Origin of the sequence: Nostoc punctiforme PCC 73102 (assembly GCF_000020025.1) — a bacterium.
GTDB classification, from domain to species: Bacteria; Cyanobacteriota; Cyanobacteriia; order Cyanobacteriales; family Nostocaceae; genus Nostoc; species Nostoc punctiforme.
Window position 1 is genome coordinate 728,807 of the sequence record NC_010628.1, and the last position, 17,322, is coordinate 746,128.

18 protein-coding genes are annotated in these 17,322 nt (G+C 41.9%); 8 read left to right on the forward strand and 10 right to left on the reverse strand.

Annotated elements, in window-relative coordinates:
* Positions 1-89: 89 nt before the first annotated feature.
* The 6 genes from NPUN_RS03100 (at position 90) to NPUN_RS03125 (ending at position 5,934) form a co-directional block, all read left to right on the forward strand.
* Positions 90-1,433 (forward strand): adenylosuccinate synthase, encoded by a 1,344-nt coding sequence (locus NPUN_RS03100; protein WP_012407391.1) that lies wholly within the window; start codon positions 90-92, stop codon positions 1,431-1,433.
* Between the two features lie 85 nt (positions 1,434-1,518).
* Complete coding sequence (locus NPUN_RS03105) at positions 1,519-2,118, forward strand: 50S ribosomal protein L25/general stress protein Ctc (protein ID WP_012407392.1); 600 nt, start codon at positions 1,519-1,521, stop codon at positions 2,116-2,118.
* Between the two features lie 83 nt (positions 2,119-2,201).
* A complete protein-coding gene (locus NPUN_RS03110) occupies positions 2,202-3,731 on the forward strand; it encodes a bifunctional aminoglycoside phosphotransferase/ATP-binding protein (RefSeq protein WP_012407393.1) in 1,530 nt (509 codons plus the stop codon).
* 216 nt (positions 3,732-3,947) lie between these two features.
* Positions 3,948-4,454 carry a hypothetical protein gene (locus NPUN_RS03115; protein WP_012407394.1) on the forward strand — a complete coding sequence of 169 codons (507 nt, stop codon included), beginning with the start codon at positions 3,948-3,950 and terminating at the stop codon, positions 4,452-4,454.
* 332 nt (positions 4,455-4,786) lie between these two features.
* Positions 4,787-5,578, forward strand: coding sequence for a YdcF family protein (locus tag NPUN_RS03120; protein WP_012407395.1), 792 nt, complete (start codon positions 4,787-4,789; stop codon positions 5,576-5,578).
* A 134-nt stretch (positions 5,579-5,712) separates the two neighbouring features.
* On the forward strand, positions 5,713-5,934 hold the full coding sequence (locus NPUN_RS03125; protein WP_012407396.1) for a hypothetical protein: 222 nt from the start codon (positions 5,713-5,715) through the stop codon (positions 5,932-5,934).
* A 5-nt stretch (positions 5,935-5,939) separates the two neighbouring features.
* On the opposite strand, the gene NPUN_RS03130 is transcribed toward NPUN_RS03125, so the two are convergent.
* From NPUN_RS03130 to NPUN_RS03165, 9 genes are all read right to left on the reverse strand, one after another.
* A complete protein-coding gene (locus NPUN_RS03130; RefSeq protein ID WP_012407397.1) occupies positions 5,940-6,161 on the reverse strand; it encodes a ferredoxin-thioredoxin reductase variable chain in 222 nt (73 codons plus the stop codon).
* A 78-nt stretch (positions 6,162-6,239) separates the two neighbouring features.
* The gene (locus NPUN_RS44020; RefSeq protein ID WP_272913952.1) at positions 6,240-6,371 is read right to left on the reverse strand and encodes a hypothetical protein; all 132 of its coding nucleotides are present in this window, start codon (positions 6,369-6,371) and stop codon (positions 6,240-6,242) included.
* Between the two features lie 321 nt (positions 6,372-6,692).
* The gene (locus NPUN_RS03135) at positions 6,693-7,481 is read right to left on the reverse strand and encodes an SDR family oxidoreductase (RefSeq protein ID WP_012407398.1); all 789 of its coding nucleotides are present in this window, start codon (positions 7,479-7,481) and stop codon (positions 6,693-6,695) included.
* Positions 7,482-7,499: 18 nt separating this feature from the next.
* Positions 7,500-8,318 carry an NADPH-dependent oxidoreductase gene (locus NPUN_RS03140; protein WP_041565882.1) on the reverse strand — a complete coding sequence of 273 codons (819 nt, stop codon included), beginning with the start codon at positions 8,316-8,318 and terminating at the stop codon, positions 7,500-7,502.
* A 106-nt stretch (positions 8,319-8,424) separates the two neighbouring features.
* Positions 8,425-9,543, reverse strand: a complete 1,119-nt coding sequence (locus NPUN_RS03145) for a sulfonate ABC transporter substrate-binding protein (protein ID WP_012407400.1) — start codon at positions 9,541-9,543, stop codon at positions 8,425-8,427.
* A 333-nt stretch (positions 9,544-9,876) separates the two neighbouring features.
* Entirely contained in the window at positions 9,877-10,638 is a 762-nt protein-coding gene (locus NPUN_RS03150; protein ID WP_012407401.1) for a class II aldolase/adducin family protein, read from the reverse strand.
* Positions 10,625-11,296, reverse strand: a complete 672-nt coding sequence (locus NPUN_RS03155; RefSeq protein ID WP_012407402.1) for a cysteine dioxygenase family protein — start codon at positions 11,294-11,296, stop codon at positions 10,625-10,627. Before NPUN_RS03155 ends, NPUN_RS03150 begins: the two co-directional genes overlap by 14 nt.
* Before the next feature lie 97 nt (positions 11,297-11,393).
* The gene (locus NPUN_RS03160) at positions 11,394-11,603 is read right to left on the reverse strand and encodes an RRXRR domain-containing protein (RefSeq protein ID WP_012407403.1); all 210 of its coding nucleotides are present in this window, start codon (positions 11,601-11,603) and stop codon (positions 11,394-11,396) included.
* Positions 11,604-11,766: 163 nt separating this feature from the next.
* A complete protein-coding gene (locus tag NPUN_RS03165) occupies positions 11,767-12,888 on the reverse strand; it encodes an LLM class flavin-dependent oxidoreductase (protein WP_012407404.1) in 1,122 nt (373 codons plus the stop codon).
* Positions 12,889-13,579: 691 nt separating this feature from the next.
* Between NPUN_RS03165 and NPUN_RS03170 the strand changes: the two genes are divergently transcribed.
* Both NPUN_RS03170 and NPUN_RS03175 read left to right on the forward strand, forming a co-directional pair.
* Complete coding sequence (locus NPUN_RS03170; protein ID WP_012407405.1) at positions 13,580-14,647, forward strand: trypsin-like peptidase domain-containing protein; 1,068 nt, start codon at positions 13,580-13,582, stop codon at positions 14,645-14,647.
* Between the two features lie 33 nt (positions 14,648-14,680).
* Positions 14,681-15,943: an SUMF1/EgtB/PvdO family nonheme iron enzyme gene (locus NPUN_RS03175; RefSeq protein WP_012407406.1), complete on the forward strand. Its 1,263-nt coding sequence runs from the start codon at positions 14,681-14,683 to the stop codon at positions 15,941-15,943.
* Positions 15,944-15,982: 39 nt separating this feature from the next.
* On the opposite strand, the gene NPUN_RS03180 is transcribed toward NPUN_RS03175, so the two are convergent.
* Complete coding sequence (locus tag NPUN_RS03180; RefSeq protein ID WP_012407407.1) at positions 15,983-17,317, reverse strand: SNIPE associated domain-containing protein; 1,335 nt, start codon at positions 17,315-17,317, stop codon at positions 15,983-15,985.
* Positions 17,318-17,322: the final 5 nt, after the last annotated feature.

Consider the following 17,322-nt stretch of genomic DNA (forward strand, 5'->3'; position numbering starts at 1 on the left):
ATAAGTTGGCAGATTTTAATTATTGACACGATCCACATAATATGTTAATAATTATAGTTTGTGGAAACTTTACTTCTTAATATAAGCTCTTGGCTAACGTCATTGTCATAGGTGCCCAATGGGGCGATGAAGGAAAAGGTAAAATAACTGACTTACTCAGTCGTTCCGCAGATGTTGTGGTACGTTACCAAGGGGGTGTCAATGCTGGACACACGATTGTAGTTAAAGGTCAGACCTTTAAACTACACTTGATTCCCTCTGGTATTTTGTATCCAAATACCGATTGCATTATCGGCTGTGGAACAGTAATCGATCCACAGATTTTGATCGCAGAAATCGACCAACTAAAAGAACTAAATATTTCCACTGACCACCTGCTGATATCTGAGACAGCCCACGTAACAATGCCTTATCATCGGTTGATTGACCAGGCATCTGAAGAACGACGGGGAAGCTATAAGATCGGCACAACAGGTCGGGGCATTGGGCCGACTTATGCTGACAAATCTGAACGTACTGGCATCCGGGTTTTAGACTTGATGGACCCCGATGGGCTACGTGAGCAGTTAGAGTGGACGATTAATTATAAAAACGTCATTTTAGAAAAGCTTTACAACTTGCCGCCTCTAGATCCACAAGAGGTGATTGAACAGTATTTGGGGTATGCAGAACGTTTGCGACCTCACGTTGTTGATACATCGTTAAAAATATCCGATGCAATTCAGCGACGGCGCAATATTTTGTTTGAAGGCGCACAAGGCACCCTTCTTGACTTAGATCATGGAACTTATCCTTATGTCACCTCTTCAAACCCTGTAGCTGGAGGGGCTTGCGTTGGTACAGGGGTAGGCCCGACAATGATTGACCGGGTAATTGGCGTGTCGAAAGCCTACACAACGCGGGTGGGAGAGGGGCCATTTCCCACAGAATTGGATGGAGAGTTAGGAGAATTGTTGTGCGATCGCGGTGCTGAATTTGGCACAACCACCGGACGCAAACGGCGCTGTGGCTGGTTTGATGCGGTCATTGGTCGCTATGCCGTGCGGATTAATGGTATGGATTGTATGGCGCTGACCAAACTGGATGTCCTCGATGAATTGGAGGAAATTCAAGTTTGTGTCGCTTATGACATAGATGGTCAACGCAGCGAACACTTCCCCACCAGTTCTCGTCAATTTGCTAGATGTCGCCCCATCTACAAAACCTTACCAGGGTGGAAAGTGTCAACAACCGAATGCCGCACCCTGGAAGACTTGCCACAGCAAGCACTGGACTATCTAAAATTCCTCGCTGAATTAATGGAAGTCCCGATCGCGATCGTCTCACTAGGAGCAAGCCGCGATCAAACCATAATCGTAGAAGACCCCATCCACGGGCCCAAACGCGCTTTATTGCACCCTGACGGCACGCCTGCTACCCTGCTTAGTGCGTAAATTATTCATTGGTATCATTAGTTATTTGCTAATGACCAATGACTAATGACTAATGACTAATGACTAATGACAAAGGACAACTTCTATGACTATTACAGTCGAATCTCTAAAACGTCCAGAAGGCAGCAAGCCAAGAGCTTTGCGCCGTTCTGGATTGATACCTGCCAATTTGTATGGTCATAAGGGTACTGAGTCCATTTCTTTGACCATTGAGGCTAAAACTGTTGAACGTTTGCTCAAAAGAGTTTCAGTCAACAATACCTTAATTGAATTAAACATTGCTGATGCACCCTGGCGCGGCAAAGCCCTACTGCGGGAACTTCAGATCCATCCAGCAAAGGGTACACCATACCACCTCAGCTTTTTCGCGGTTGCTGGTCACGGCGATACTACGGTAGAAGTGCGCCTGCGTTTTGTAGGAACTGCTGTTGGTGTTAAACAAGAGGGTGGTGTGTTAGACACCGTAATCACCGAATTGCAAGTAAGTTGTGCGCCAGAAAACATCCCAGATGTAATTGAAATCGATGTCACTAACCTGCAAATTGGAGACAGTTTGAGTATTAGTGATATACCTTTTCCTGAAGGTGTAACACCTCTAGCTGAATTGGAACGACTTGTTGTGAGCGTTTTGCCACCGCAAATTAGTGCTGATGATGCTGGCACAGAAACTGAAACAGCTTCTTAAGCTAAGTAAACTGTGTAATAATTTCTGATGAAACCAGGGGTTCCCCCCTGGTTTTTTTGTATTTGAACCGCAAAGGAATAGAAATGACAGAAGCAACTCTTCCAGTCTTAATTGAGCAAATGTTGCAGCCTGGATTTTATCCCCATGCGGTAACAGAACCCATTGAACTAATTCAAACTCACGTTTCTTATGTGCTGCTGACTGGGGATTACGCTTATAAGCTGAAAAAACCTGTGAATTTTGGCTTTTTGGACTTTTCCACCTTAGAGAAGCGGCAGCATTTTTGTCACGAAGAGTTGCGATTAAATCAGAGAGGTGCTGGTGAACTATATTTAGAAGTTTTGCCCATAACTTTGGTAGGGGAGCAATACCAGTTAGGGGGAACAGTTGAGGCTGTAGAATACGTGCTGAAAATGCGGCAGTTTCCTCAAGAGTCACTATTGAGTACGCTTTTTGAACAGGGTAAATTAAATGAGGCACGCCTAGATGAGTTGGGACGGGTAGTGGCTCAATATCATGCTGAAGCACAGACGAATGATTACATTCGCAGTTTTGGTGAAGTGCCAAAAGTTCGGGCTGCATTTGACGAGAATTATCAGCAAACTGAGAATTATATTGGTGGCCCCCAGACTCAGGAACAATTTACCGAAACAAAGCAATATACAGATAAGTTTTTTGCTGAACGTCCAGAATTATTTGCTAGCAGAATTCACAACAATTATATTCGTGAATGTCACGGGGATTTACACCTGAGAAATATTGCCCTGTGGAACGACAAGATTTTGCTGTTTGATTGTATTGAGTTTAACGAGCCGTTTCGCTTTGTCGATGTGATGTATGATGTGGCGTTCACGGTGATGGATTTGGAAGCGCGGCAACGCAAGGACTTAGGTAATGCGTTTTTGAATGCCTACATAGAGCAAACTGGAGACTGGGAAGGTTTACAAGTGCTGCCTTTATATTTAAGTCGTCAGGCTTATGTCAGGGCTAAAGTGACATCATTTTTGCTAGACGATCCAGGTGTACCCGCGGCGGTAAAGGAAGAGGCGACAAAGACCGCCAGTGAGTATTACAAACAGGCTTGGGAGTACACTAAACCAAAAGTTGGAGAGCTAATTTTGATGTCGGGGTTGTCGGGTTCTGGTAAAAGTACCACAGCAAGGCATTTAGCTCGTCAACAGGGAGCGATTCACCTGCGTTCTGATGCGGTGCGGAAACATTTAGGAGGAATTCCCCTGTGGGAAAAAGGTGGCGATGATTTGTATACGCCTGAGATGACTGAGAAAACCTACACAAGGCTGCTGGAATTGGGCATTATCCTTGCTAAACAAGGTTTTTCAGTGATTTTGGATGCCAAGTATGATAAACAGCATTTACGGCAAGAAGCGATCGCTCAAGCTACAAAACACGAAATTCCACTTCAGATTATCCAATGCACAGCACCGCTAGAAGTTCTAAAAGAGCGTCTCAACAACCGCACTGGTGATATTGCTGATGCCACCGCCGATTTATTAGCCTCACAAATCAAACAAGCCGAACCTTTCACTGAAGAAGAACAAGCCTACGTAAAGATTTTGGATACAACTCAATCACAAAAGGCACAATTAAAATAATTCGTAATACTTCGGCTACGCTCAGTACAAGTTCGTAATTCGTAATTCGTAATGACGCTCTCTAGGTTCAGGCAGCGTGTCGTAGACAAACGCTATGCGTAGCTTGCTTCCTCATAGAGGTCGCGGACTTGCTAGCGCTATGCTAACGTAATTCGTAATTGAATCGAAAATTACGAACTACGAATTGGTATCTAGTTGATAGCCTTTTTTTACTATATGGCAGACAAAAAGAACGACTTTTTGAGTATTTCTCCCAGCTTCTTTTCTCAGTTGTTATTTGGGGCATTTTTAACATTTATATTAATAATGACCGGCTCCGCGCCAGCCCTAAGCATTTTCTTAGGAATCATGGGCGGTTTCATCCTCAGTTGGATTACCAATGTAACCGATAATAGCCCCCAAGCACCAAATGTAGCCTCCTCTGATGGTGTTGATACAGGACTAAAATACTGGTTATTTTTCATGCTTGGCTTTGTATATTTAGGCTATCCAGCACCCACAAGTATCTTGCTGGGTGGAATAGGCGCTTTAGCTGGAGGCTGGATTACTGCTTGGTGGGGAAGTAAGGAAGAAACTAGAACTCAGTTGCAAGTTGAAGAATTAGAAGAGGGCGAAGTTGAACCAACAAACGACAGAATCAACAAACGGCAAACGAGAAGAAATACCCGCCGTTACCGTCGCGCTCCTGGAAGTAGTATCAATTTCAAGTTTTGGGAAAGGTAGTAATTTGGGAATTGGGAATCCCTTCCCTGCGGGACGCTATGCGAACGGCTTCTCTACGAGACGCTACGCGTTAGCGGAGCTTTCGCTTTAGCGATACGCTCAGGGCAAGTGGGAATTGGGAACTTGTACTGAGTTTCGACTGCGCTCAACTACCGCGCAGTCGTAAAGCCTGCGGCATAGCTACGCTTAGGGCGCAGCCTCTCGTAGAGAAGTATGGGGAATTGGGTATTAGTCAATAATCAATAGTTATCTTTACCCTGCTTCCTTCTCAGTTCCTATTGCCTATTGCCCATACTTCGACTGCGCTCAGTACAAGTTCCCCATTCCCCACTATGTTTTTATATCTCTCCAAATTACTGCCACTATTTTTTTATCCACTAGGATTAGCCTGTGTAAGTTTGGTAGTCGCATTAGTCACCTTGTGGAAACGACCGCGCACTGCCGCGATCGCAATTGCTTTTGCCCTAACTTTATTGCTATTTTGTAGTAACGCTTGGATTGCTAAATCATTAGTGCGATCGCTAGAATGGCAAAATCTGCCACTCGCCCAAATACCAGTTGCAGAAGCGATTGTGGTTTTGGGTGGCGCAACTAAATCAGCTTTTCCTCCAAGACCTACCGTCGATTTGAGTGAATCGGGCGATCGCGTGATTTATGCCGCCCAACTATATCGCCAAAAAAGAGCGCCTATAATCATTCTTAGCGGGGGTCGCATTGATTGGCGTGGTGGCGGTTCACCAGAGTCGGCAGATATGGCAACAATACTCACATCTATTGGTATTCCATCTGAGGCGATTGTTCAGGAACCGGAATCTCTCAATACTTATCAAAATGCTGTAAATGTCCGAAAAATTTTAGAATCTCGTGGCATCAATCAAGTATTATTAGTTACTTCGGCAATGCACATGCCGCGATCGCTTAACATTTTTCAGCGTCAAGGAATTAATGTTATTCCCGCACCCACAGACTTTTTAGTTAGTCAGGGTGAACTGCAAGAACTTGGTGGCACTCCCAAAGCCGCTATACTAAATTTATTACCTGATACCGACAACTTGCACCAATTTACCAGCGCTTTAAAAGAGTACATTGGTTCTTTGATTTATCGCTTACGCGGTTGGCTTTAATAATGTTAGGAGTTGGGAATTATGAGTTATGAGTTATGAGTTATTAATTATAAAATGCGGTAATTGCCTGAATTCCAAAGTTTTAACTTCAAACTCTTAATGACAAATGACAAATGACTAACTAAATTAACTTTATGTCTAAAAACTTACCTTATATTATGCCATCGCCTCAACCCCAAGTTGAGGAAGCTTTTGCTGCTTACCAAACAACTCACCAGTTCTACCACGAAGTTCGCTCAAGGTCAGAGTTTCAGCGTTATTGTGAGTGGTATTATGCAACAGCAGAGCAGAACCGCCAAGAACTAAAAAGAATGCGCGGCGAACTGAATATTTTCCAGTGGTTTCGCCGCCGATAAGTGATTTAGATGACTTCTAACTCATTTTCACGTAAATGGGCTTTAAACTTTTTACTAAACTGGACTACAACCGGCAGATTAGCGCTGACTGGTCTGCCTTGCCATTGGGTGGCAATATTGACTACATCGCCTTCTATGCCTTTGATGTCAAAAGCCTGATTCCGATGTTCAGGATGATGATACACTACTACCGAATCTTTAACGCGGACGCGATCGCCAACTTTCATAACAACATTTACACCTAGCATTTGCTTTTCCACAAGTATCTGCTACAAAATATATGATTAAATTGGTTTAAATTCTATTTAATCAGCTATTTCTTGACGCTTCACAGGGGTGCGACGGCGCATTTGACCCTCTTCTGCCTCCAGGCACGTTTTAGCAATCCGTGCATAGTTTTCTAACTTTTTTGCCGCGTTAATAAATATTACCCTCACCCTCCGTTTTGCCCCAAAGCCAGGGAAACAAAAGAAAATAAAGCAATACTCAGATGTGCTTAGTACTTTAGCAAGAGATATAACCCTTTTACTTTCAGCGTAACTGAAAGTTTTCGGGGCATTCTAAAACCCTTCATTTGTATGACGGATATTAACATCTGGTCAGGAGAACATTTTACACAATTCCTGGAACAACAGGTTCACGACTTTACCAAAAAACTGGGTCTAAAGACCCGTTTTGACTTTAACAGGTTCGAATTTTCGTTAGAAAATTGGGTATAATTTTTCAAAAAGACTGTATGGGTAATTAGTTGTCAAAGCTCAAAATGTGCCCTGAATAGCTCCGCCATCTACTTCCAGCATGACTCCATTCACAAAGGATGCGGCTGGTGAACTTAGAAAGACAGCAACATTGGCAAACTCTTCTGGTGTCCCAATACGACCTAAAGGAACTGTCGCACTAACTCTAGCAATTTCTGCTTCTTTTGTTTCACCACTTTTAGCAATCCGCGCATTGATTAATTCTTCCACCCGTTCTGTATATGTCCATCCTGGTAGAATGCTGTTGACGCGAATTTTATCGCTACCTAGTTCTTGGCTGAGAGTTTTAGTTAAACCAATCACCGCTAATCGAATGGAATTGGACAACACGAGATTTTCGACTGGTTGTTTAGTTGAGGTTGAGGTGATGGTCAGAATCGCTGGTGTGGTAGATTGGCGTAAATGAGGTAAAGCGAACTTTACCAAACGTACCGCACTTAGCAAAGTCAAGTTGATCGAAGTTTCCCAAGTTGCCAAATCGATATCGTCAAAAGTACCTGCGGGTGGGCCTCCGGCGTTGGTAACGAGGATATCCAACCCACCAAATCTTTCCACTGTAGTATTAATTACCCGCTCAATATCTGCTTGACTGGTAACATCTGCACGCAGAGATAGCACTTCTGTACCTGTTTCGCTTGCAATCTCCGCAGCAGTTGTGTCAATTGATTCACTACGGGCGCAGATGGCAACTTTTGCACCTTCACGGGCAAATTGCCTCGCTGTAGCTTTGCCCAAACCTTTACTAGCAGCAGTTATTAAGGCGACTTTGCCACGGAGTTGCAAATCCATAATCTTGATTTTTGTTGTTTACAGTAGCTTGAAGCCAAGATGATTGAGAACTTCCCGCAAGCGATCGCGTCCTCTCAATGACTCAACAGTTGCGATCCTTTGGGCTGAGTGTTCTGACCAATCACCAGGGACATTCATCTTTTGTTCAGTATAGAATTCTTTGATGATGTCGTTGTAGTGAGCGATCGCTTCTTCTTGCTCTGACAATTTATAAGTTTCGCGGTGCAACACTGCTGATTGTGGCAATCGTGGCTTAATCGCTGCTTCTACTTCAGGATTTGGATAGCCTACACACAGCCCAAATACAGCATACACAGAGGAGGGCAAATTCAATATCTCTGCTACCTCTTGCGGGTGGTTCCTGATTCCACCGATATACACTGTTCCTAAACCGAGTGACTCAGCTGCAACTGCTGCATTTTGCGCCGCCAAAGTTGCATCGATTGTTGCCATCACAAACATTTCCAAGTATTCCAGCGCATCATGAGATATGCCGCGACTGTCAGCAACGTAACTTAGACGTGCCAAGTCTGCCAACCAAACCAAGAATAAAGGAACCTGCTTAATATGTGCTTGGTTTCCCGCTAATTTAGATAATTCTTCTTTGCATTCTGGATCTTCAACTGCTACCACACTCCAGGTTTGTAAATTAGAGGAAGTAGATGCAGATTGGGCGGCTGCAATTAACAACTCCAGAGTTCCCTCTGGTAAAGGATCGGATAGATAAGACCGGATGGAACGATGAGATAATAGTGCCGTCAGAGAATCATTCCATTCTTCGGGATTGAAGGGAATTTCACCGTAGCGCGATCGCAGTAGTTCTATAGGATTAGTCATAATCAACTCCCAAATTTTCCGATATTTTATTACTAACACCAATTCCATCTGTAAAGGCATACATCCACACATGGTTATGCCTCTACAGCAAATTTATGATTCTGGTCTAAATCTTTGGTGAAAATGCAGCATATTGCTCTTGCGTTAGCACTGCATCTTTGACGTTAACTTGTTTAGGAATCAGCTTCAACTGATAATATGTATCTGCAACCTTTTGTTGTAAAGCTATCAGATTATCATCGATTGACACAATTCCAAAAGTTCGCCTACTAGTAGCTTTTCCCATTGTTACTCTGTCAATTGCTAGCACAGATGATAGAGTTTGGGCTACCTCTTCTCGATGCTGTTTAAACCATTCTTCTAAGCTTTGAATTTCTTCTAAAACTGCCTTGACAGTTCGGGGATTTTCAGTGACAAATTTACGGGTTCCCAAATAATATCCTCCCTGTTTATTAATTCCTGTCCCATCAATCAGAACTCTGGCTTTAGTTGCCTCTTGAGCGGCTGCATAGAACGGGTCCCAAATTACCCACGCATCTATACTACCCTTGACAAATGCAGCGCGGGCATCAGCAGGTGGTAAATATTTCGGTTCAATATCTGTATATTTTAATCCCGCTTTTTCTAAAGCTTGGACTAACAATAAGTGGGCACTAAAACCCTTTTGAAAAGCAACTTTTTTACCTTTCAAATCAGTAAGTTTTTTAATTGAAGAATTCTGAGGAACAAGAATTGCTGAACCAGCAGGACTAGAAGCAATACCAGCGACGTAAGTTAATGATGCTCCTGCTGCTTGGGCAAATATTGGCGGTGATTCTCCTACGTGTCCAAAATCAATACTACCCACATTCATGGCTTCTAGCAATTGTGGCCCCGCCGGAAATTCGATCCATTCTACAGATATCCCATTTGGTGACAAACGCTTTTCTAAGACACCTTTGTTTCTCAGCAATATATTCGATTTCTGATAGCCAAATCTTAATACTGTGGCTTTACTGGAAGCAGAATTACTAACAGATGTCGCACTAGGATTAGAAGAACTAACAGTCGATGGCGATGAACAGGCAGCAAATAGTACGCTCAGACACAGCCCTGTAACAAAAGCCCCCGTAATTGGCAAAGGAGAAGAAAAGAATAATTTGTGCTGGTTGTTAAATGGGATATTCCTGATTTTTACCAACGATATCCACTTGGCAATGAAACGGCGAAAGATTAGGTTAATCATCAAAATGATTTTTCTGAGCTATATGAATACTATAAACTTATAGGTTTACCGGAGTATATAAATAAATTCAGGGAAATTTGACCAATCGTTGGTCGAGGTAACAGGCATTGTGTTGGACGATGTTTTAAATCCCCGTCCAACACCCAATACGGTTCGGTTAATGCAAGAGACGCGATCTAGGGTGTGTCATCAAAAAACCTTATCCGAACCGTATTGATCCAACACCTGCCCTGTTGCCTGTTGCCTATTGCCTGTTGCCTTTAATAAAAAGAATGGAAAGTGGAAAAACTAATACTTCCCCTGCTTATTATCCTAATATCAAAAAATATATTACTAATTCAGCAAATCAGGTTCTTCACGTACAATTCTGTCGTAAAGGGGCTGGAAACTGAACCACCCACTGATACGTGACCCCACTTGGGTTTGTGTCAAACGGGCTGTTTCGTGTTTGATAATAGTAGGTCTACCCGCAGCTTCTGCCAGCAGTTGGGCTTGGCACGATCGCTCTAAACTAATGTACCAAAAGGCTGCTTCATCTACCGTCTGCCCCACAGTTAAAATGCTGTGGTTACGGAGAATTATGGCTTTCTTTGGTCCCAAAGTTTGCGCCAGTCGTTGACCTTCAGAAGTTTCTAAAACCACACCTGTGAAATCGTCAAACAGCGCATGATCTTCGTAAAAAGCACATGAATCTTGTGTCAAGGGATCAAGGAGACGACCTAAACTAGACCAGGCTTTACCATAAATTGAATGGGCGTGAGCCGCCGCGATGACATCAGGTCGAGCTTCATGAATTTGAGAATGGATGGCGAAAGCAGCTCGATTCACTTCAGCATCGCCTTTAACCACCTCACCTTCTTTGTTAACTAATATCAGGTCAGAAACTCGGATATGACCGAAGTATGTTCCTAGTGGATTAACCCAGAAATGGTCTGTAAACTCAGGATCGCGAGCCGTAATATGGCCTGCGATTCCTTCGCTGAAACCAAATTTACCAAATAGGCGAAAGGCTGCGGCTAGGCGTTGCTTGCGGTGCAGGCGTTCGTCTTCAACTCGCTCGAATACAGGGACTTGTGGTCTATTATACCTGGACATGTTTTTTTTCCTCTTCCTCTTTGCAGGGAGCGTTGGAATATCCAGAGCGAAAGGATTTGACGCTATGAGATTCTGGAATGAACTGGTGACGCAAGATACAACCAGCATCATTACCCAAAATATGAATAGATACAGATGCGCTCTGAGATGTAGTTTTGACGGCGTGGATATCACCGTCTGGGGGGAGAAGGCGGTAGATATCGCCTGGTTGAAGCGACCGCACTTCAGTTACTTGTAATTGTGCATGTCCTTCAGTATCGCCGTTATCTACACGGCGGTAGACTGTTTCTTCTTGATTGCCTTTGTATAAACCGATCAATCCCCAGGCTAAATGATCGTGGACGGGAGTCGTAGAACCTGGGGGAATCACCAAACTGAAGACTGACAGAGAACGATCTTTGGCGCGATAAAGTAGCCACTGACCTATACCACCACCCATCTTGCTTTCGGGATTAATTTGGGCAAATTTTTCAGGTAGCCATTGCTGTTGGGCAAGCAGCTCTTGAAAATAGGGCTCTAATCTAGCGAGAGTTTGTGTGCGATCGCCAGCAGTGATAGCGCTAATTTCACGAACTGTTGCTACAAAGGATCGTAGTTCCTGACTCTCAATAAACCATTGGTCTTCTGGCAATGGTTCCAAGATGGTGTCGTTTGTCATCTATATTCCTCGGTTTGGGAGGCGACTGTTAACTAATTTGTAATTCGTAATTAAATTAAGAATTACGTTAGCGTAGCGGGGCGTAGCCCATTAAGAATTACGAATTACGAATTATTTTAATACTAGGGTGAATTTTGAAGCCAAGTTGCTCAAGTTTTAAATTAGATAAAGACTCCTTCAAAATGATAGTAAAGGGATATCGCTGAAACACAGTAGCTTTACCTTGTGACAATAGCAGCCTAGCATGGCTGATGCGTACTGGATACAATGGTTCTTGGTTGGCATCGAGAATGAATACTTTAGTCATGCAATTTTGAAATAATCAAATTATTTACAGCAGTCTTCAAATATTTGAGACGAAGAATAGAGAGTAGTTAAATTACTTGAAAAGATTCTACATACCTACTTTGTAGGAAGGCGAAGCGCATCTGCGTTTCAAAACACTAAGATATTAATTAGGCAAAGCTGTACTAAGCAATGACAGCTGCTTGTCGCTCCCGCCGTTGCACTTCTGCCCGAACTAGGGGAATCACATCACGACCGTAAGCGATCGCATCTTCTAATGGATCAAATCCCCGAATTAATAGAGTCGTTACTCCAGCATCATAGTAATCCACAAGTGACTCTGCTACTTGCTCCGGCGTACCAACGAGGGCGGTAGTATTACCATAAGCACCAGTAGCGGCAGCAATTGGAGTCCACAAGCGCTTATCGAAAATTTCGCTTTCTTGAGCAAACTGTAATAAACGACTGGAACCCACTGCTTCGGGACGTGCTGAATTCAAGCTGGGAGCTATCGGCGGTTGATTGTCTGTTTTTGCCGCTCGAATTTCTTTAACATGCGACAGAATTGAATGTGCCCGTTGCCAAGCCTTCTCCTCTGTATCACCCAAGATTGGCCGCAAAGATACACTGAACCGGGGCGATCGCTCCGGTGGTGTTACAGCTTTTACTTCACGTATTCGTTCTTTAATTGCTACAATCGGTTCTCCCCACATCGCATAAACATCACTGTGCTTTGCACCCACAGGTACTGCTGCACCAGAAGCACCCCCAAAGTACACAGGTATATGGGGCTGTTGCAGAGACTTCACATCTGAGTAAGCATCTTTCACCCGATAGAATTCGCCCTCATAATCGAAGGGAGTTTCACTTATCCACACTCGACGTACAATGTCAAGATATTCATCTGTACGGCGATAGCGAGTATCATGGTCAAGCCAGTCACCATCACGTTGTTGTTCAGCATCGCTGCCACCTGTAATAATATGTACGGCGATGCGACCATTAGTAAAATGATCCAAAGTTGCTGTCTTGCGTGCAAAGAGCGTAGGAGCCACGAAACCAGGGCGATGAGCGATTAAAAACTTCAACCGTTCTGTTGCAGCCGCCGCAAATGATGCCACAGTTAAGCTATCAGGACCAGTTGAACCATAACCAACCAGCACGCGATCAAAGCCACCATTTTCATGTGCTTGAGCAAATTTGCGAACATAAGCGGCATCTATGGAACCCCCAGTGATTGCAACTCTTGGCCCATCTAACTCAGATATTTGTCGCGTTCCAATCATTCCAATAAATTCAATTGGCATAGTGCATATCTTTAAAAACTACATTGGGCAAAATAGTTCCGTTAGCGGTAGCGGGGCGTTTAGCCCATTCCAAGTTCTGAGTAAATTAGTTACTTGGAGCGCAGCCAGAAATCGTTAAACCTGTGGCATAAATAATTGTCTTGGGATAACAACAGGTATAAGGCTTTTAGCCTAGTTCATTTTTTTACATAGTTTAATTTTATTTTGCCAACTTACTTATCAACTAATAAGGTATTAAAAGACTTGATTGAGTGCTGTAGCAATAAAAATCAGAGCTTTTTGAACTGATTCAACAACTTTTTTATTACTCTTTTGATTAAAGAAAAGATAAGAATGAGAGTCTAAAAGTAAACTCCAGAACTCTCGTTCTTATCGAAGACTAGGGATTTTCAAAGAATAAATCATCCAATCTTGTGAGGTAATCTCACATTTATTGATAAATATTTTAGCTGTAATATTTTTCTCTATAAATACGGCAAATTGGTCGGATAACCGTTGAATTAACTACAAGCAAAAATTATCATATACAAATTGAAAAAGCAAGCCGATTGTCAGCATCTCCAGGTGAGAACAACGCGAAAAAGTATAATTGTCCATCTCAACTAGATGTCTATCGTTCGTCTACAATGCCAAAAAGCAAGGAAAAGCTTTACTCGTACCAACTTATCAACTTCACTCGAAGACTAAAAATATGGTCAACCTAGAAGCTGAAGATCGCAAACAATTAATAACTCTTTTAAAAGAGTTACCAGAACTGGCTACAGAGCGATCGCGTCAGCAAATTTTGGAGCTAGCAGGTTTGAAACAAGTAATACCCATGATCAATCTTTCGGGCGCTTCATTTGTGGCAGTTAGTGAGATCGTTAGCTATCTATCTAACTACGGGCGTTTAACCTATGACCATGAAGCGCTGGGGCTGTTCTTGAATACTTTGAAAAGCCTTACGGGAGCGCAGCAGCAAGAGTTTTTGGATATGCTACTGACTAAGTATGACATGATGACCCCAATCGCAATATTACCTGCTATCAATGAGTGGCGAGGGGGGAAAACGACTTCAGATGTATTAGAGAAAATAATTGGTGAGAACACTCTACGCCCAATCTCATTTTTACAGCAGGGGCTTCAGGTAGCGCGGTCAGTTGCCTATATTGGGGTCATAACTAGTCAAGAACGCTGGTCAGGAACGGGATTTCTTGTAGCTGAAGATTTATTGTTGACTAATAATCATGTTTTGCCTAGCTCAAATCTACTGGCAGATACAATTTTTCGTTTTAACTACGAAGAGAATTTTCAGGGGGAAGCTCAACCAACTGATGAGTATCGCCCTAAACCCAATGGAGCTTTTCATACCAACCAAGCTCTTGATTACACTTTAGTTCAACTCGGAGGAGAGCCGGGAAAAAAATGGGGTTGGTTGCCACTAGCATCTAAAGCGATTAATATTGGTAGCCGAGTTAATATAATTCAGCACCCATCAGGGCAACCTAAACAGATTTCACTTCAGAACAATTTTGTTCAATATGTGGGCGGTAATGTGGTGCAGTATATAACCTCTACCTTGCAAGGCTCCTCTGGTTCTCCAGTTTTTAATGATGGTTGGCAGATTGTTGCTCTACACCATGCTGGGGGTAATATTCCTGAACCAACAACTCAGCAGCATTACTTTAGAAATGAGGGGATAAAGATGGAGAGCATCTTAGCCGATTTACCCCTGGAGCTTGTAGACTTGCTTAAAGCGGCAACTATTACCTCATTTTAAAGAGGTTTTACAAGTATTTAAAGTTCGACAAGTATGAATATCAAATCCCAATTGCTAGAGTTACTAGTAAAAATGCCAAATACTCAAACTGTTGGAGAGCGTAGAGCACTCTTGACTTTCACGGGATTTGATTATCTAAATATTAGAATAAATGAAATTCAAAGCAATAATCTTTCCTTTTTTAATGAGTTGATTGAACTGATATTATCGGAAGGACAAGATAAATTATTAAATTTTATTAGAGCGCTCGCTGATAGTGAATTTATTGGTTTAGAATTTCGGCAAAAATTCAATGCTATCATTATAAAAATTTCGTCTCTAGAACCTCAAAAATTTAATAGTGAATTTATCGAGCAGAAGAATACTCAATCAGTTAATATTATTTCTATTAGCAGCCGAAGTGAAGAAAGCTTAGAAGAACAACAAGATACAAAGTTGCCTGTTCCAGCAATTCTGGGAACTCAGTCTTTTGAATTTACAGTTGTGATAGTAGATCCCCAAGGTAAAGAAATTAAACGTAGTCGAAGACAAAATTACTACTTAACTCAAGACCTTGGTAACGGGGTAAGTTTAGAAATGGTCTATATTCCAGGTGGAGAATTTTGGATGGGTTCACTAGAATCTGAAGGAAAGCGATACTCTAATGAAAGACCTCAACATAAAGTAACAGTCAAACCATTTTTGATAAGCAAGTATGCGATTACACAAGCACAATGGAGGGAAGTTGCTACTTTGCGAGAAGTTCGTCAAAACTTAAAACTTCGCCCCTCACGCAACGGAGGAAAAAGTCATCCTGTTACCCAAGTTTCTTGGTTTGATGCTGTTGAGTTTTGCGATCGCTTATCTGAAAAAACAGGTAAACAGTATCGTCTTGCTAGCGAAGCAGAGTGGGAATACGCTTGTCGTGCTGGAACCACAACTCCTTTTCATTTTGGGGAAACTATTACTTCCGATCTAGCTAATTATGATGGTCGTTACTCTTATGGGTCAGAAAGAAAAGGAATTTATCGTGAAATAACTACTCCCATAGGTAGTTTGCAGGTTGCTAATTTCTTTGGGCTATTTGATATGCACGGTAATGTTTGGGAGTGGTGCTTAGACCATTGGCATGAAAATTATAATAATGCACCGAATAATAGAGATAGTTTGCGAGACAGTAGTGATAATCAAATTCATGTAATGCGTGGTGGATCATGGCGCAACGACCCGTACCTTTGCCGGTCAAGTTCCCGCTTACAAAAAATTGCTAGTGAGATGTCCAACCATATTGGTTTTAGAATTGTTTGCTCGCTCTAGACTGATGCATTGTAAATTTTTGTCTAATTTATTCATAACTTATGCTATTTTATTCTCCTCTAAAGATGAATTGTCGATGGTGAGGTGTTGATGCTTTTTGCGTGCTGCAAGAGTTTGGCGATATTCGTATGCTTGAGGCACTGGTTCAAATATATCAATCCTCAAAACGCCAGTTGCTTTCTGAATTTCTTTGACAGCTTGCTCAATCTCATCCATTGAAACTTTGAAAAAATCTCTTTTTGGGTTAACTGTATTCACCTTTTTATCATCAAAACGTTGATGTAAGCGCTGCAATGTATCAAAAGCATCTTCAGAGAATATTTTGAAGTGAACATCAAATTGAAATGGAACTGCGGGGTTCATGCCCCTAATATATTCATCTTCTTTATTACGAATGGTTCTACATATTCGGTATACATCCTGTTCAAGAGAGCCTATATTAGAAACTATATAAATATATCCCGATTTGAGTCTTCTAGATTCAGAAAGAGCAGTTTCTTGATCACTTCTATCTTCAGCAACTTGTCGTTCTAGTTCCTGAATTTTCAAATATAATTGTTGTCGCTTTTCGCCTTCAGTCAGTTCTATTTCTTGTCTAACTTTGTTAAGCTCTTGTTGGTGAAGTATTTCTCTTTCTTCAGCTTCTTCAGCTTTCTGTGTTGCCTTGTCAATTGATTCACGTTCTTTATTTTGCTTTTTATCTTCTAGCTCTCTCTCGCGCTCTTGCTGTTTTTTATCTTCTAGCTCGTACTGTAAATCTAACTCGATTAATTTCAATTGCAAATATTCTTCTGAGATTTTAGAATTTAAGGTTTTTAAACACTTATTATATTTGCTAAACGTATTATTTATTCTCTTTTTCAAAGAGTCAATATTGTTATATCTAACTTCTTTTACCGCATACTTACATCGTTCTTCAAACGCAAGCTCAACCAATTTGAGAATGTCGTTTATCATTTTGTCGCCTTTTCTTGTACTATCACCAACAGTCCATTTAGTATCACAAATATACGCTTGGTTATTTTTTACCATATTTTCCTGTTGTAACTTGATATTCTTCAGCCTATGTATGTAGTCTTCAGAACTGATAAACTCATACTTTGGCTCATAGTAATCTATAGATTGAAGATAGATTTTTGCATCAAGTTCAGAAAATTGCTGCTGAAGATTTATGATTTTGGTATTAAGAGATAGCTGCTGATTTTCTAGTAAATCAATATTTGATGCCAATTGCCGTTGATACCCTTCTTTGTCAGCTAATGTATCATACCTACGTAACTTCTCCCTCACCTGAGACTCTGCAATTAATGCTTGTACTAATGCAGCAATAAGTCCGGCTACTAATACCAATAATCCTAGAAGTGTTAACGACATGGAAC

What these genes read in the sequence shown, in the direction of transcription:
- NPUN_RS03125 (WP_012407396.1), top strand. Translation starts at nt 5,713, where the DNA reads ATGTCTAAAAACTTACCTTATATTATGCCATCGCCTCAACCCCAAGTT.
- NPUN_RS03135 (WP_012407398.1), bottom strand. Translation starts at nt 7,481, where the DNA reads ATGGATTTGCAACTCCGTGGCAAAGTCGCCTTAATAACTGCTGCTAGT.
- NPUN_RS03160 (WP_012407403.1), bottom strand. Translation starts at nt 11,603, where the DNA reads ATGACTAAAGTATTCATTCTCGATGCCAACCAAGAACCATTGTATCCA.
- NPUN_RS03155 (WP_012407402.1), bottom strand. Translation starts at nt 11,296, where the DNA reads ATGACAAACGACACCATCTTGGAACCATTGCCAGAAGACCAATGGTTT.
- NPUN_RS03105 (WP_012407392.1), top strand. Translation starts at nt 1,519, where the DNA reads ATGACTATTACAGTCGAATCTCTAAAACGTCCAGAAGGCAGCAAGCCA.
- NPUN_RS03145 (WP_012407400.1), bottom strand. Translation starts at nt 9,543, where the DNA reads ATGATTAACCTAATCTTTCGCCGTTTCATTGCCAAGTGGATATCGTTG.
- NPUN_RS03150 (WP_012407401.1), bottom strand. Translation starts at nt 10,638, where the DNA reads ATGTCCAGGTATAATAGACCACAAGTCCCTGTATTCGAGCGAGTTGAA.
- NPUN_RS03165 (WP_012407404.1), bottom strand. Translation starts at nt 12,888, where the DNA reads ATGCCAATTGAATTTATTGGAATGATTGGAACGCGACAAATATCTGAG.
- NPUN_RS03110 (WP_012407393.1), top strand. Translation starts at nt 2,202, where the DNA reads ATGACAGAAGCAACTCTTCCAGTCTTAATTGAGCAAATGTTGCAGCCT.
- NPUN_RS03180 (WP_012407407.1), bottom strand. Translation starts at nt 17,317, where the DNA reads ATGTCGTTAACACTTCTAGGATTATTGGTATTAGTAGCCGGACTTATT.
- NPUN_RS03175 (WP_012407406.1), top strand. Translation starts at nt 14,681, where the DNA reads ATGAATATCAAATCCCAATTGCTAGAGTTACTAGTAAAAATGCCAAAT.
- NPUN_RS03170 (WP_012407405.1), top strand. Translation starts at nt 13,580, where the DNA reads ATGGTCAACCTAGAAGCTGAAGATCGCAAACAATTAATAACTCTTTTA.
- NPUN_RS03140 (WP_041565882.1), bottom strand. Translation starts at nt 8,318, where the DNA reads ATGACTAATCCTATAGAACTACTGCGATCGCGCTACGGTGAAATTCCC.
- NPUN_RS03115 (WP_012407394.1), top strand. Translation starts at nt 3,948, where the DNA reads ATGGCAGACAAAAAGAACGACTTTTTGAGTATTTCTCCCAGCTTCTTT.
- NPUN_RS03130 (WP_012407397.1), bottom strand. Translation starts at nt 6,161, where the DNA reads ATGAAAGTTGGCGATCGCGTCCGCGTTAAAGATTCGGTAGTAGTGTAT.
- NPUN_RS03120 (WP_012407395.1), top strand. Translation starts at nt 4,787, where the DNA reads ATGTTTTTATATCTCTCCAAATTACTGCCACTATTTTTTTATCCACTA.